Here is a 15,120-nt window from a genome sequence, read left to right as displayed (position 1 = left end):
CACTTTTCGCAGGGCTCGGGGGCGTGTGCTTCACATGGCCGCAAGGACCTGGTCGTGGAGGACTCGAGCCGCCCGCCCCATCGCCGCTTCGGCGGCTGGTTGCGCGATCGCAGGCACGCTCGAGCGGGTGAGCACGGCGACCGCGATCACGCGTCCGGAGGCGTGCTCCACGACGCCCACCTCATGTCGGAGATTCATGAACGACCCCGTCTTCGAGAACCACCGCATGCGCTCCGACGTGAATTCAGGAGCAAGTCGGTGCCGGAACACGTTCAGGCCCAGCAACTCGCGAACCGCGGATCGCGTTGTCGCCGAGATCGCAGAGTCGGCAGACCAGAGAGCGCCGAGCAGATCGACGAAGCCGCGAGCGGATCCGTTGTTGGCATGGCGACGATTCAGCTGGGGCAAGGGGGAATCGGATCCCGACATCGCGGCATCGACGATGAGCCGGTGGAGTACTTCCATGTCCGCCGGGTTCACCCGATCTGCGATACTGCGGTAGATGTCTGAGATCGGGTGGCGGATGAACAGTTCGCTGCGAATATCGAGGCTGTCGAGCCACGCTCGGACGGACGATGGTGGGACGACGCTGAAGAGCGAATCTGCAGCGGTATCGTCGCTGATCGCGATCGCGAGGTACAGCAGGTCGGCAACGGCAACCGTGGTCGGGTAGCGGAACCGACAGAGGCCGGTGGGCCCCGGCGTCGCTGTCGCGGGATCCAGTCGGACGGTCGCCCCCAGGTCGAGGACGCCATTGTCCGCGGCGGAAAGCAGGGCGCCTGCGAGGGGAAGCTTGACGAGCGAAGCCATGGGGAAGCTGTCGTCGGGGTTGATGCCGACCTCCACGCCGCTGGCCAGATCACGTACGAGGATCGAGCCGGTGAGGCCAGCGGTGTCGAGAATGCTCTGTGCCTGTGAGCGGATGCGCTCGGCGCCCAATAACTCCATCATCCTTCCTTCTTCATCGGAACGCCGAGCGCACGGGCCAGGTCTGCGCCACACGCAGCCAGAAGTGTGTCACGCAGCTGTCCGTTTCTCGCTTCGAGCCGATGGTGGCGGCCGATGATGATGTGAGCAGCGGGACGCCATGCCAGACCCCAGGTGCCTGCCTCCGCTTCGCTGCAGCAGATTACGCCGCTCCCACCGATGACGCGCGCGAGCCCGTCGATCGGACCGGTTTCGATGACTTGTGCGGCTCCGAGGCCGACACCGGTCGCGTGACGTCTTATCGTCGCGCCGGCCTCTGTCTCCGCATCGTCGGAGAGCACGATCACGGGTGCCAGCGCATCGAGGTGGTCGCCGCGCGAGGGTCGCAGGAGTTCGAGGGGATACGCGTGTGGAACTTGTTCGACCTCCGGCCCCGCAAAACCCAGGGGAACGTGCCAGTCGGCGCGCTCAGCGGGGGAGGGGATGACGACATAGTCGCCGTTGCGCGCGTGCAACGCGGTGCGACGATCCTCCAGTGGCGCCGACCGTACCTCCAAGGGGATGGCGCGCGTGCGTGCGCGGACCGCGATCGCCGCAGCGTTCTCGGCTCGAAGTCCCGACGGCAGAAGCAGAACGACGCGAGATGTCGCGGCATTCTCCACCTGCTCGAAGAAGCGATCTTCGGCACGGAGGAGGTTCATCGCGGCCGACACGACGACTGCGCCGATTTCGGTCAGACGCACCGACCGCGTTGTTCGTTCCAGTAGCATCACTCCGAACGCCGCCTCCAGGCGGGCTATACGTCGGCTCACTGTCGACTGAGGCAGGTGGGAGGCCGCTGCAGCGGCGGAGAAGCTCCCGGTCGCCGCGATGGCGACCAATACCCGCAGGGTCGGCATGAGATCCGCCGTAGTCCTCAAATCCGTCTCCGATTCAGCTCGTTGGGTCCTCCTGCTCACCGAGTCGGCGCGCAGGTCGTGTGCCAAGCCCGCCGAACACATGGGCGCCCGTTAGGTCGTTCAGAGCAGGTCGTCGAGAACGATCCTGGCGGTGTCACGCACCACATCATTGTTGCCTACGGCGGAGGAATCGCTGGTGCGCGTCAGGATCGCCAGCGAGACCGCACGGTTCTCGAGGAACACGACTCCTGCGTCGTTCACCACTCCGTAGCCACCAGCTCCCGTCTTGTCCGCGAGCTCCGCCCCCTCTGGGAGAGCGGCGCCGATCCGCGTGCTCGTCGTCTGGTTCTGCAGCATCCATGACATCAGGCGCGCGCGACCCAGCTGATCGAGGCGGGAGCCGATGAGTGCATCGGAGAACAGGCGATGAATCTCCCGAGGCGTCGATGTGTCGCGCGGGTCGTCAGCCGTCGCCTCGTTCAACTCCGGCTCCCAGCGGTCCAGACGAGTCCATTGTGCGCCCACTCTCCGCAAGGTCGAGGTCAGACCGCTCGGCCCTCCCACCTCCCGGAGGAGCAGGTTGCCTGCCGTGTTGTCGCTGTACCGCAACGCGGCATCGGCGAGTTCGTCGATCGTCATCTGCCCGTCAGGGTCGGCCGCGGTAATCAGCGAGTTCACCACGATGTCGTCGGGCGTGAAAGTGATCGTCTTGGACCAGAACGCCGAGTCGTATGAATGCCGCTCCAGCAGCTCCGCGACGAGGAGCGTCTTGAACAAGGAGCACATCGGGAACAGCTCGTCCGCACGATGTTCGATCCGCGCCCGTGTGCCATCACCCGCGACGACTCCGATCGTCACTTCGCTGGACTTCTCCAGCTCAGAGATTCTCTTCAACCCACGTTTGCTCAAAGGTTCGGCCGGGGACGACCACGCCTGTGCCGTCGAAGAGGAGAAGGCGAGTGCAGCGGCCCCCGCCAGCCCTCCGTGCAGTATCGTCCGCCGTGACAGTCCCGCCGATTCTGAATTCATGCGGCCAATCCTGCGGCGGGTGCTTCCGTGCACACAAAGTCAGATGCGGATCGTTTCGTGCACTCCCGGCATAATGACGAAAGCTGTCGACGAACTGCTCAAGGCGTTCGACTTCGACCGCAAGTAGCGCGTCCTCCCGCCGGCTCACCTCTTGCCGGCTCACCTCTTGCCGTCTCACCTCTTGCCGTCGAAGACCTCTCCCTCCATGGCGTCGTAGCCCTCGGTCTGCGGGTCGCCGTGCGAGCCGCCCGACAGCGCGTACTCCTCTTCGGGCGAGAGCACGAGGCGGTGGCGGAAGAACAACCCGAATCCCAGCAGGATCACGGCGTAGACGATCGCGATCGCGATGATGGCCGGGCCGAACGTCGGGTTCAGGAGGAAGCCCACGAAGATCAGTGCGGCGATCACGAGCGCGATGACCGCACCCGGGATGCCCCAGGGGCTGACGTACGGGCGATCGACGTTCGGGAACTTCTTGCGCAGGATGATGAACGACACGAGCTGCAGCCCATAGGCGACGACCGCGCCCCAGACCGCGATGTTCAGCACGATCGCGCCGGCGACCGTGCCCGCACCCTCGGAGTCGACCGCGGTCAGCACGTCGAGCACGATGAGGGCGACGAAGCCGACGGCGGCGCCGACGGTCAGCGCGACCCACGGGGTCTGCCGCTTGCCGGTGAGCGACAGGAAGCGCGGGTAGTACCCGGCGCGGGACAGCGAGTACATGTTGCGTCCGTACGCGAACATGATGCCCTGCAGCGACGCGAGCAGTCCGATCAGGGCGAACAGTGCGAGCACGGCGGCGAGCTGGTCGCCCACGATCGCGCGGAAGCCGTCGAGCAGCGGCTCTCCTGCCGTGCCGGTCGCCTCGGCGCCGATCACGCCCGTGTTGAGGAACAGCACGAGCAGACCGGTGACGATGAGGGTGCCGCGGGCCCAGAAGCCGGCCTTCGGGATGTCGCGGGTCGGATTGTGCGACTCCTCCGCCGCGAGCGGCAGCTCCTCGATGCCGAGGAAGAACCACATCGCGAACGGCAGGGCGAACAGGATCGGCAGGACGCCGTGAGGAAGGAACGCGGTCTGACCCTCGTCGGGGACGATGTCCCACAGGGCGTCCCAGGAGAACGCTCCGGAGAAGAGCGCCATGGCGGAGAACACGAGGATGATGCCGATCGAGATCACCGAGACGATGATCGCGAAGCGGAACGAGATCGCCGCGCCGGCGGAGTTCAGGGCGATGAAGACGACGTAGAGGATGAGGTACCACGCCCATCCCGGGAGTTCGAGCCCGAGCAGCTCGCTGGTGATCCCGTTGGCGTACGACGCCGAGAAGTAGACGATCACCGCCGTGGTGGCCACGTACTCGATCGTCTCCGCCGCCCCGGTCACCAGGCCGCCCCAGGGGCCCATCGCCGAGCGGGCGAACGAATACGCGCCGCCGGTGTGCGGCATCGCGGCGGCCATCTCGCCGATCGCGAAGATCATGCCGTAGTACATCGCGACGAGGATCACGAACGCGATCAGCATCCCGCCGAATCCCGCGAAGTCGATGCCGAAGTTCCATCCCGAGAAGTCGCCCGAGATCACGGCGGCGACCGCCAGACCCCAGAGGCCCCAGACACCGGCCGATCTCTTCAGCGTGCGTTTCTCGAAGTAGTCACTCCCGGCGCGTGTATAGGTCGCTCCAGCGACCTTGCGGGACTCACTGCTCTGCTCAGACATCCGCTCTCCGTTCGCATGCATGCCGGCGCCGGGTGTGCACCTTGCGGATGATTGTGACAGTCAATGGTGGTTTCGTCTACCTTTAGAACTCGCGGTGATCTACTCTGAGGGCGAAGCCGGTCGGCCGATCGCTTCACCGCAGGAGAACGGAGCGTCGGATGTCGGGCAACCTGAGCATCGAGCAGCTGGACGCCGGCATCGCCGCCGGCGAGATCGACACGGTGATCGTGGCCTTCGCGGATGCGCAGGGGCGGCTGGTCGGAAAGCGCGTGTCGGCGAGGCTGTTCCAGGAGGACATCCTGTCGCACGGCGCCGAAGCATGCGACTACCTGCTCTCCGTCGACGTCGACATGAACACGGTCGACGGCTACGCGATGTCGGGATGGGATCGCGGCTATGGCGACATGGTGCTGAAACCGGATGCCGAGACGCTCCGCAACATCCCGTGGCTCGCCGGCACCGCACTCGTGATGGCCGACCTCGTCTGGCAGAACGGCGAGCCGGTCGGACCGTCGCCCCGGGCGATCCTCGACCGCCAGCGCGACCGGCTCGCCGAGCGCGGGTGGACCGCGTATTCGGGCACCGAGCTCGAGTTCATCGTCTTCGACGACACCTACCGTGACGCGTGGGCGCGCAAGTACGAGGGGCTGACGCCCGCGACCGACTACAACGTCGACTACAACCTGCTCGCCTCGACGCGGATGGAGCCGCTGCTGCGCGACATCCGCAACAGCATGGACGGCGCCGGCATGTACTGCGAGGGCGTGAAGGGAGAGTGCAACTTCGGCCAGCAGGAGATCGCGTTCCGCTATGCCGAGGTGCGCGAGACCGCCGACCAGCACGTGATCTACAAGAACGGCGCCAAGGAGATCGCGGAGCAGCACGGCAAGTCGCTGACGTTCATGGCCAAGTTCAACGAGCGCGAGGGCAACAGCTGCCACATCCACCTCTCGCTCCGGGACGAGTCGGGCGCTCCCGTCATGGCCGGTGACGGCGAGCACGGGTTCAGCCCCGTCATGGAGCACTGGATCGCCGGGATCCTCACCACGCTTCGCGAGTTCACGCTGCTGTTCGCGCCCAACATCAACTCCTACAAGCGCTTCGCGAAGGGCAGCTTCGCGCCGACGGGCGTCGCCTGGGGAATCGACAACCGCACGTGCGCTCTGCGCGTGGTCGGATCGGGCTCGGGACTCCGGGTCGAGAACCGGGTGCCCGGAGGGGACGTGAATCCCTACCTCGCCATCTCGGCGATCATCGCCGGGGGGCTCCACGGCATCGAGAACGAGCTGCCGCTGCCCGAGCGATTCACCGGCAACGCCTACGAGGCGGGCGTCGATCACCTGCCGACGACGCTGCGCGAGGCGGCGCGGCTCTTCAGCGAGTCGACGATCGCGCGAGCGGCGTTCGGCGACGACGTGGTCGAGCACTATCTGAACCAGGCGCGCATCGAGGTGGAAGCCTACGACGCCGCCGTCACCGACTGGGAGCGCATCCGTGGCTTCGAGCGCCTCTGACCCCGCGCCGCTGATCGGCGTCACCACATACCTCGAGCGGGCGCAGCAGGGGGTGTGGGATGTCCGAGCGGCGTTCCTGCCCGAGCAGTACCTGACGAGTGTGACCTCGTCCGGAGGCATCGCGCTGCTGCTGCCGCCGCAGGACCCGGATGCCGCCGACGCGGCGATCTCGGGCATGGACGGGCTCGTGCTGTCCGGCGGTGCCGACGTCGCGCCGGAGCTCTACGGGGCCGACCGGCATCCGCTCACCGACCCCGCCCGCGTCGACCGCGACGCGTGGGAGCTCGCGCTGTTCCAGGCGGCGGAGCGCCGCGGCATCCCTGTGCTCGCGATCTGCCGCGGTCTGCAGCTCGTGAACGTCGCCCGCGGCGGCACCCTGCAGCAGCACCTGCCCGAGTCGCTCGGTACGGAGAAGTACCGCATCGGCGGCGGGGTCTTCGCCGAGAACGACGTCGAGGTCGCGGTCGACACCCCGCTCGCCGAGATCCTCGGCGAGCCCGGCATGCGCGTGCACAGCTACCACCACCAGGGCGTCGATCGTTTGGGCGAAGGCCTCGTCGCGGCCGCGCACTCCGACGACGGACTCGTGCAGGCCTTCGTCGACACCTCGGCCGGCCACGTCGTCGGCGTGCAGTGGCACCCGGAGGAGAACGCCGAGGACCGGCGGCTCTTCGCCGATCTGATCTCACAGGCCCGCGCCTTCGCCGCGCGGCGGAAGGAGGACGCCCGATGAGCGCGTTCACAGTCATCAACCCCTCGACCGGAGCAGCGATCCGCGAGGTGGCCCGAGCCGACATCGCTGAGACGGATGCCGCGATCGCGCGTGCCGTCGCGGCTCAGCGCCGGTGGGCCGCACTCGCTCCGGTCGCTCGGGCCGACGCGCTCCGCTCGTTCGCCCGCGTCGTCGAGGCTGCGGTCGAGGAGCTGGCACAGCTCGAGGTCCTCAACTCCGGGCATCCGATCGGCTCGGCGCGGTGGGAGGCCGGCCATGTCGCTCAGGTGCTCAACTACTACTCCGCAGACCCCGAGCGGCTGTCGGGTCGGCAGATCCCCGTGGCCGGCGGTCTCGATGTCACCTTCCACGATCCGTACGGAGTGGTCGGTGTCATCGTGCCGTGGAACTTCCCGATGACGATCGCGGCGTGGGCGTTCGCGCCGGCGCTCGCCGCAGGGAACGCCGTGGTGCTGAAGCCGGCGGAGCTGACTCCGCTCACGGCGATCCGCCTCGGGGAGCTCGCCCGGGAGGCGGGTCTTCCCGAGGGGCTGTTCGAGGTGGTGACCGGCTCCGGGTCCGTGGTCGGGCAGCGGCTCGTCGAGCATCCGGACGTGCGCAAGGTCGTCTTCACCGGGTCGACCGAGGTCGGCATCGAGGTCGCCGCCGGATGCGCGCGCGCCCTGAAGCCGGTGACCTTGGAGCTCGGCGGCAAGAGCGCGAACATCGTCTTCGCCGACGCCGATCTCGAGAAGGCGGTGGCGGCGGTGCCGGGCTCGGTGTTCGACAACGCCGGGCAGGACTGCTGCGCCCGCAGCCGACTCCTCGTGCAGCGCTCGGTGTACGACCGGTTCCTCGAGATGCTCGAGCCGGCGGTCGCCGCCTGGCGGGTCGGTGACCCGTCGAGTGCCGACACCGACATGGGGCCGCTGATCTCGGCGGCACACCGTGACACCGTGTCGGGCTTCCTCGACGACGCGAACATCGCCTTCCGCGGGAGTGCGCCGGACGGGGAGGGATTCTGGTTCGCGCCGACGGTCGTCCTCGCCGACCCGACAGACCGGATCGCGCAGCAGGAGGTGTTCGGCCCCGTCGTCGCGGTGATGCCGTTCGAGGACGAAGCCGATGCGATCCGCCTCGCGAACGACACCGCGTACGGCCTCGCCGGCTCGATCTGGACCGAGAGCCTCGGTCGCGCGGTGCGCGTCTCACGTGGCGTGCAGAGCGGCGTGCTCTCGGTGAACTCGCACTCGTCGGTGCGCTACGCCACACCGTTCGGCGGCATGAAGGCCTCGGGCCTCGGTCGTGAGCTCGGACCCGACGCCGCCGAGCACTTCACCGAGACCAAGAACGTCTTCTTCGCGACCGACGAATCCTGATCGCCGCCCCGGCCACCCTTCCCACCTGCAACGGAGAGCACACATGACCATCGATCTGACCCAGCGCCTCAAGGACCGCGTCGCGATCATCACCGGAGGAGCGAGCGGCATCGGCTTCGCCACAGCGCAGCGGTTCGCCGCGGAGGGCGCCTTCGTGATCATCGCCGACGTCGACCCGGCCACGGGAGAGAAGGCCGCCGCCGAGGTCGGCGGCGCGTTCCGCCCCGTGGACGTCGCGGATGAGGCGATGGTGAACACCCTGTTCGACGGCGTCGCCGCGGAGTTCGGTCGCATCGACATCGCCTTCAACAACGCCGGCATCTCGCCCGCCGACGACGACTCGATCGAGACGACCGAGCTGCCGGCCTGGGATCGCGTGCAGGACGTGAACCTGAAGAGCGTGTACCTCTGCAGCCGCGCGGCGCTGCGCCACATGGTGCCGGCGGGTCGAGGATCCATCATCAACACGGCCTCGTTCGTCGCCCTGCTGGGATCGGCCACGTCGCAGATCAGCTACACCGCATCGAAGGGCGGTGTGCTGGCGATGTCGCGGGAGCTCGGCGTGCAGTTCGCCCGTCAGGGAGTGCGGGTGAACGCGCTGTGCCCGGGCCCCGTGAACACGCCGCTGCTGCAGGAGCTGTTCGCGAAGGACCCGGAGCGCGCGCAGCGTCGCCTGGTGCACGTGCCGATGGGGCGTTTCGCGGAGCCGTCGGAGCTGGCGGCCGCGGTGGCGTTCCTCGCCTCCGACGACTCCTCGTTCATCACCGCCAGCGCCTTCGTCGTCGACGGTGGCATCACGAACGCCTACGTCACGCCGCTGTGAAGCGGGATCATGTCGCTGTGACAAGGTGAAAGCATGAGCGAGCACCCCTCCGACGGCGATCTCGTCGAGGTGCGCCGGGCGGTGTACCGGCCTCTCCGCCGAGGCAACGCCCTCGAGGATGCGGTCGCTCGTCTCGTGCAGACCATCCGGCTCGGGGTCGTCGCTCCGGGAGAGTCGCTGCCGCCCGAGCGGGAGCTCGCGGCATCCTTCGGGGTGAGTCGCGACACAGTGCGAGAGGCGATCCGCGAGCTCGCCGACACCGGCTACCTCGTTCCGAAGCGCGGCAGGTACGGCGGCACCTTCGTCGCGGATCCGCTGCCGCAGCCGACGGATGACAGGGCGGTGACCGCGGAGGAGATCGACGACGTGCTGGGCCTCCGCCGTGTGCTCGAGACCGGAGCAGCACGCGCCGCGGCGAACCGGACGCTGGATGCCGCGACCCGGGCCGACCTCTGGGCGCGACACGAGGCGGCCCTGCCCGCGGGCCCGGGGGAGTACCGGCGGCTCGACACGCTGCTGCACCTCGCGATCGCCGAGGCCGCCGGCATCCCGTCGCTCGTCGCGCTCGTCGCCGAGAACAGGGCGGACGTCAACGCCTGGCTCGACACCTTCCCGCTCATGCCGAGGAACATCCAGCACTCCGGCGCGCAGCACGAGAGCATCGTCACCGCGATCCTCGCGGGGCGCCCGGATGCCGCGGAGGCCGCTATGCGCGACCACCTGGCAGGCTCCGAGGCGCTGCTGCGCGGCTTCCTGGTCTGACTCCGCGCGAATAGCGGCCTGAGGTGCCAACTGATCCGGGGGCGCGGGCCTTCAGTTGGCACCTGTTGTCGCTATGTGACGCGAATAGCGGCATGAGGTGCCACACCAGCTGGGGTCGCGGGGTTCTGGGGGAGCCAGGAGCCGTGTACTGTCGAGCGCAGCAACGACCGTTGTGCCACCGAGGAGCCACCTTTGCTCGATCCAGTCCGGTATGAATGGCGCGGACCGTTCCACAACCAAGAAGTCAACACGCTGCATGCCGAGGCGTTCGAGCACCGCCTCTTCGATGACGACTGGAACGACCGACTCAGCCGCCTCAGCCTCGGCTGGGTTACCGCTCGCGACGACGCGGGACTCGTCGGCTTCGTCAACATCATCTGGGACGGTCTCGGTCACGCATTCGTCGAAGACACCATCGTCGCGGTCCGAGTACGGCGGCAAGGGGTCGGTGTCGGTCTGATCGACGCCGCGCGCGAATCATCCGCAGCCGCAGGATGCGAGTGGCTGCACGTCGACTTCGAAGACCACCTCAAGAGCTTCTACTTCGACGCATGTGGGTTCAGGTCAACGAATGCAGGACTCATCAAGCTCCGCTAGACGGATGGTGTGGTGCAGCTCGGCCCCTTCAGTTGGCACCTGTTGTCGCTTTTGCACGTTGATAGCGGCATGAGGTGCCACACCAGCTGGGGGCGCGGGCCTTCAGTTGGCACCTGTTGTCGCTATGTGACGCGAATTGCGGCATGAGGTGCCAACTGAAGATGGATACGTGCGCGGCGGGGCGGGTCAGGCCGCGGCGTGCTCGTCGGCGACGGCGAGTGCCTCGTCGATCACGGCGAGGCCGCGCACCAGGTCGTCCTCGCCGATCACGAGCGGCGGAGCCACATGCACGCGGTTGAAATGCGTGAACGGCCAGACGCCGGCCTTCTTCGCGGCGGCGGCGAAGGCGGCGACGGGCGCAGCATCCGTACCGCTGGCGTTGAAGGGCACGAGCGGTTCGCGGGTCTCCTTGTCGCGCACGAGCTCGACGGCCCAGAACAGACCCCGCCCGCGCACCTCGCCGACGCTGGGGTGCGTGTCGACCCAGCGACGCAGGGTGGGCTCGACGATGCGCTCGCCGAGGTCGCGCACGCGCTCGAGGATGCCGTCTCGGCGGAACACCTCGAATGTCGCTACACCCGCGGCACACGCGAGAGGATGCCCCGAGTACGTCAGGCCGCCGGCGAACGGCGTGGTGTCGAACGCTCGCGCGATGCGCTCGGAGATGACGACGCCGCCGAGGGGGACGTAGCCGGAGTTCACGCCCTTGGCGAAGGTGATGAGGTCGGGGCGACCGTCGTACGCGTCGATGCCGAACCACTCGCCGAGGCGGCCGAAGCCCACCATGACCTCGTCGGCGATGTAGACGATGCCGTAGCGGTCGCACAGCTCGCGCACGCCCTGCAGATAGCCGGGCGGCGGGACGAGCACGCCGTTCGTGCCGACGACGGTCTCGATGATGATCGCGGCGATCGTCGCGGGCCCCTCGAGCTGGATGGTCTGCTCGAGGTGGGCGAGCGCGCGCTCGGACTCCTGCTCGGGCGTCTCGGCGTGGAACGGCGAGCGGTAGAGGTAGGGCCCGAAGAAGCGGACCGCGCCGGAATCGGGGGTGCCGTTCGCCCAGCGACGGGGGTCGCCGGTCAGCGAGATCGCCGTGGACGTCGACCCGTGGTAGCTGCGGTACATGGACAGCACCTTGTGGCGACCGGTCGACTGCCGGGCCATGCGCACCGCGTACTCGTTCGCCTCGGCGCCGCCGTTCGTGAAGAAGACCTTCTCGAAGCCCTCGGGCGCGACCTCGACGATCAGCCTGGCGAGCTCGCCGCGGACGTCGTTCGCCATCGCGGGCTGGATGGTCGCGAGCCGTCCTGCCTGCTGCTGGATCGCCGAGACGAGGTCGGGATGCTGGTGCCCGAGGTTGAGGTTCACCAGCTGGCTGGAGAAGTCGAGGTAGGCGTTGCCCGCGTAGTCCCAGAACGTCGACCCCTGGCCCGCGGCCACGGGCAGCGGATCGATGAGGCCCTGGGCGCTCCACGAGTGGAAGACGTGGCCGCGGTCGTCCGCGCGCACCTGCGCCTCGGCATCCGGCGCCGGCAGCGGGTGGGACGCGCCGTGGCGGTCGATGAAGTTCGTCATGTCTCGGGTCTCTCTCTGAGCGACGGCTCAGTGGTTGCTCGGGAAGCCGAGGTCGATCTGCGAGGGCGTGTGGTCGGGCCAGCGAGTCGTGACCACCTTCGACCGAGTGTAGAAGTGCACCGACTCGGGGCCGTAGATGTGCGAGTCGCCGAACAGCGAGTCCTTCCAGCCGCCGAACGAGTACGCGCCGATCGGCACCGGGATCGGCACGTTCACGCCGACCATGCCGACCTCGATGTCGAACTCGTACTGCCGCGCCGTTCCGCCGTCTCGCGTGAAGATCGCCGTGCCGTTGCCATAGGCGTTGGCGTTGACGAGGGCCACGGCATCTGCGTAGCTGTCCACCCGCACGACGCTCAGGACCGGACCGAAGATCTCGTCGTCATACACCGTCATACCGGGCTCGACCCGGTCGATGAGGCTGACTCCGATGAAGAATCCCTCCGAGTCGAACTGCGCCTCGGTCCCGTCGACGACGACCGTCGCACCCTCGGCCGCGGCGCCGGTGACGTACGAGGCGACGCGGTCACGGTGCTCGCGGGTGATCAGCGGACCCATCTCGCTCGCGGCATCCGTCCCCGGTCCGATCGACAGGCCCTCTATGCGCGTGGCGATCGCTGAGACCAGGTCGTCGGCGATGTCGCCGACCGCGACCAGCACCGACACGGCCATGCAGCGCTCGCCGGCGGAGCCGTACGCGGCGGAGACCGCGGCGTCGGCGGCGGCGTCGATGTCGGCATCCGGCATCACGACCATGTGGTTCTTCGCACCGCCGAGCGCCTGCACGCGCTTGCCGGCGTTCGCCGCGCGCTGGTAGATCGAACGGGCGATCGGGGTCGAGCCGACGAAGCTGATCGCGTTCACGCGCGGCGACTCGATCAGCGCGTCGACGGCCTCCTTGTCGCCGTGCACCACGTTGAGCACGCCGTCGGGCAGGCCGGCCTCCTGGAAGAGCTTCGCGATCCAGACCGCGGCCGACGGGTCTTTCTCGCTCGGCTTGAGCACGACCGTGTTGCCGCAGGCGATCGCCGAGGCGACCATCCACAGCGGCACCATCACGGGGAAGTTGAACGGGGTGATCGCGGCCACGACGCCGACGGGCTGCTTGACGGAGTGCACGTCGACGCCGCGCGAGACCTGCTCGCTGCGCTCGCCCTTCAGCAGGTGCACGAGCCCGGCGGCGAACTCGACGTTCTCGATGCCGCGCGAGACCTCGCCCGCGGCATCCGAGAGCACCTTGCCGTGCTCGGACGTCACGATCGCGGCGAGATCGGGAGTGCGCTCCTTGAGCAGCTGACGCAGCCGGAAGAAGACGTCGGCGCGCTTGATGAGGCTCGTCTCCCGCCACGCGGGCAGGGCGGATGCCGCAGCGGCGACCGCGCGGTCGACTTCGCCGGTCGACGCGAAGGCGACCTCCTTCGTCACCTGGCCGGTCGCGGGATCGAAGACCTCCCCCGTGCGGGCGGCGTCGGCGGTCTCAGCGCCGTCGATGAGGTGTCGGACGATCTCCACGGGGGCTCCTTCGAGTGGGCGTACGGCGTATCGAACACTCTGACCGGGGTCGGATACGCTGGGTTCCTCTCATCATCACAGAGTGCGAGGAGCGGATCCGGTGCCAGATCGTCGTGACATTCTCTCCCTCCGGACAGATCGTCCGGAGGGAGGCGGGTTCCTCACGGTGGGTGACGTGCTCGCCGAGCCGGCCGTGCAGGCAGGCGAGCCGCGGGTCCTCGTCGGCGGTGCCGCTCTCGACGTCGCCGTGCGGTGGGTGCATGTCTCCGACAGCGTCGGCGTCGCGCGGCTGCTGGACGGCGGAGAACTGCTGCTGACGACAGGAGCCGGGTGGCCGGTCGACGACGACCTCCTCGCGGACTTCGCCTCAGGACTGCATCGCGCAGGCATCGCCGGAATCGTCTTCGAGGTCGGCGCGCGGCACGCGGTGGTGCCGCAGGTGGTCGTCGACGTCTGCGCGACAGTGGGCCTCGCCCTGGTCGCACTGACCCGCGAGGTGAAGTTCGTCGCCGTGACCGAGGCGGTGCATCACGCGCTGATCGCGGCGCAGACCCACGCGCTGCGCGAACGGCAGCGCCTGCATGAGCTCTTCACGACGCTGAGCCTGCAGGGCGCCCCGGCAGACGTGGTCGTCTCGGAGACGGCGCGGACTCTCGGTGCGCCCGTCGTCCTCGAGAACCTGGCCGGAGAGGTGATCGCGGCCGAGGCTCTCGACACCTCGGTCGCAGATGTCCTGGAGAGCCGGCACAGGGGGGAGCGCGTGCCGGTGCAGGCCCGGGGAGTGCGCTGGGGGACGCTTCTCGCGCTCGCCGGTCGTCCGCATCCCGCGGGACGCCTCACTGTGCTCGAACAGGGCGCGACAGCGCTCGCGTTCGGCTGCATCGCCGACGGAGGCGACGCGGAATGGTCCCTGCTCGCCCAGCGCTCCGTGATCGACGACCTGCTCGGCGCCCGATTCGCGAAGGCACAGGACGTCGACGCCCGGCTGCGAGCCGGCGGCTTCGCGCTCAGGGATCGGCAGTGCCACGGGGTGGTGGTGCGAGGCAGCGGCTCGATCGGCGAACTCGCGTACCGGGCTCGGCAGGCGGGGTGCGCCGTGGTCGCGGCCCACGTGGGCGACGACGACGTCGCGCTGCTGTCATCGCCGACATCCGCCGTCCTGTCCAACGAGGTCCTGCTGCGGATCGCCGGACCCGATCGCGCCGTCTTCGTCGGCCCGGTCGCCGACGACGTGCTCGGCCTCCTCGCGTCGCTGCGGGCGGCGCGCGACCTCGCCGACAGCGACAGGGCGGATGCCGGGGCCAGGGTGCGCCGCGTCGGCGACCGCCCCCTCGAGCGTCTCGTCGCCACGCTGCGCGACGACCACCGTCTGCACGCGCACAGCCAGCGGATGCTCGCCCCGCTCGTCCGGCACGACGAGGAGCGCCGCGGGGATCTGCTCGACGTGCTCGCCGCGCTGGTGGCGCACCCCGGCAATCGCTCGGCCGCGGCCGCGGCGAGCCACCTGTCACGGTCGGTCTTCTACCAGCGCCTCACGCTGATCGGCGACCTGCTCGGAGCCGATCTCGACGACGGCGAGACGCTCGCGGCGCTCCACCTCGCCCTCCTCGCGAGACGGCGCACCGCGGCATCCGCCCGCTGAGCCTCGCGGTCAGAGCACTCGCCGTCA

General features: G+C 68.7%; 13 protein-coding genes. 7 read left to right on the top strand and 6 right to left on the bottom strand.

Annotated elements, in window-relative coordinates:
• Window positions 1–30: 30 nt before the first annotated feature.
• From BN2660_RS01140 to BN2660_RS01125, 4 genes are all read right to left on the bottom strand, one after another.
• The gene (locus BN2660_RS01140; protein ID WP_218054089.1) at window positions 31–951 is read right to left on the bottom strand and encodes a serine hydrolase; all 921 of its coding nucleotides are present in this window, start codon (window positions 949–951) and stop codon (window positions 31–33) included.
• Entirely contained in the window at window positions 948–1,826 is an 879-nt protein-coding gene (locus tag BN2660_RS01135; protein WP_176697042.1) for a LysR family transcriptional regulator, read from the bottom strand. Before BN2660_RS01135 ends, BN2660_RS01140 begins: the two co-directional genes overlap by 4 nt.
• A gap of 120 nt (window positions 1,827–1,946) precedes the next feature.
• Window positions 1,947–2,720 (bottom strand): class A beta-lactamase, encoded by a 774-nt coding sequence (gene bla / locus BN2660_RS01130; protein ID WP_176697041.1) that lies wholly within the window; start codon window positions 2,718–2,720, stop codon window positions 1,947–1,949.
• A 309-nt stretch (window positions 2,721–3,029) separates the two neighbouring features.
• Window positions 3,030–4,577 (bottom strand): amino acid permease, encoded by a 1,548-nt coding sequence (locus tag BN2660_RS01125; RefSeq protein ID WP_091226140.1) that lies wholly within the window; start codon window positions 4,575–4,577, stop codon window positions 3,030–3,032.
• Between the two features lie 158 nt (window positions 4,578–4,735).
• On the opposite strand from BN2660_RS01125, the gene BN2660_RS01120 reads away from it, so the two are divergent.
• The 6 genes from BN2660_RS01120 to BN2660_RS01095 all read left to right on the top strand — a co-directional run bounded on the left by BN2660_RS01120 (window position 4,736) and on the right by BN2660_RS01095 (window position 10,364).
• A complete protein-coding gene (locus BN2660_RS01120) occupies window positions 4,736–6,091 on the top strand; it encodes a glutamine synthetase family protein (protein ID WP_091226139.1) in 1,356 nt (451 codons plus the stop codon).
• A complete protein-coding gene (locus tag BN2660_RS01115; protein ID WP_091226138.1) occupies window positions 6,072–6,824 on the top strand; it encodes a gamma-glutamyl-gamma-aminobutyrate hydrolase family protein in 753 nt (250 codons plus the stop codon). Before BN2660_RS01120 ends, BN2660_RS01115 begins: the two co-directional genes overlap by 20 nt.
• Window positions 6,821–8,182, top strand: coding sequence for an aldehyde dehydrogenase family protein (locus tag BN2660_RS01110; RefSeq protein WP_091226137.1), 1,362 nt, complete (start codon window positions 6,821–6,823; stop codon window positions 8,180–8,182). Before BN2660_RS01115 ends, BN2660_RS01110 begins: the two co-directional genes overlap by 4 nt.
• A gap of 43 nt (window positions 8,183–8,225) precedes the next feature.
• Window positions 8,226–9,005: a 3-oxoacyl-ACP reductase gene (locus BN2660_RS01105; RefSeq protein ID WP_091226136.1), complete on the top strand. Its 780-nt coding sequence runs from the start codon at window positions 8,226–8,228 to the stop codon at window positions 9,003–9,005.
• 33 nt (window positions 9,006–9,038) lie between these two features.
• Window positions 9,039–9,767: a FadR/GntR family transcriptional regulator gene (locus tag BN2660_RS01100; RefSeq protein WP_091226135.1), complete on the top strand. Its 729-nt coding sequence runs from the start codon at window positions 9,039–9,041 to the stop codon at window positions 9,765–9,767.
• Window positions 9,768–9,959: 192 nt separating this feature from the next.
• On the top strand, window positions 9,960–10,364 hold the full coding sequence (locus tag BN2660_RS01095) for a GNAT family N-acetyltransferase (protein ID WP_091226133.1): 405 nt from the start codon (window positions 9,960–9,962) through the stop codon (window positions 10,362–10,364).
• Window positions 10,365–10,550: 186 nt separating this feature from the next.
• Here BN2660_RS01095 and BN2660_RS01090 read toward each other — a convergent pair whose 3' ends face one another.
• The gene (locus BN2660_RS01090; RefSeq protein WP_091226130.1) at window positions 10,551–11,939 is read right to left on the bottom strand and encodes an aspartate aminotransferase family protein; all 1,389 of its coding nucleotides are present in this window, start codon (window positions 11,937–11,939) and stop codon (window positions 10,551–10,553) included.
• A gap of 27 nt (window positions 11,940–11,966) precedes the next feature.
• The gene (locus tag BN2660_RS01085) at window positions 11,967–13,451 is read right to left on the bottom strand and encodes a CoA-acylating methylmalonate-semialdehyde dehydrogenase (RefSeq protein WP_091226127.1); all 1,485 of its coding nucleotides are present in this window, start codon (window positions 13,449–13,451) and stop codon (window positions 11,967–11,969) included.
• 166 nt (window positions 13,452–13,617) lie between these two features.
• Here BN2660_RS01085 and BN2660_RS01080 point away from each other — a divergent pair, with 166 nt between their 5' ends.
• Window positions 13,618–15,093 (top strand): PucR family transcriptional regulator, encoded by a 1,476-nt coding sequence (locus tag BN2660_RS01080; protein ID WP_091226124.1) that lies wholly within the window; start codon window positions 13,618–13,620, stop codon window positions 15,091–15,093.
• Window positions 15,094–15,120: the final 27 nt, after the last annotated feature.

It is taken from the genome of Microbacterium sp. 3J1 (assembly GCF_001049495.1).
In the GTDB taxonomy this organism is placed as follows: Bacteria; Actinomycetota; Actinomycetes; order Actinomycetales; family Microbacteriaceae; genus Microbacterium.
Note: the sequence above shows the minus strand (reverse complement) of the source record. Positions and strands in the feature narration are given on the sequence as shown.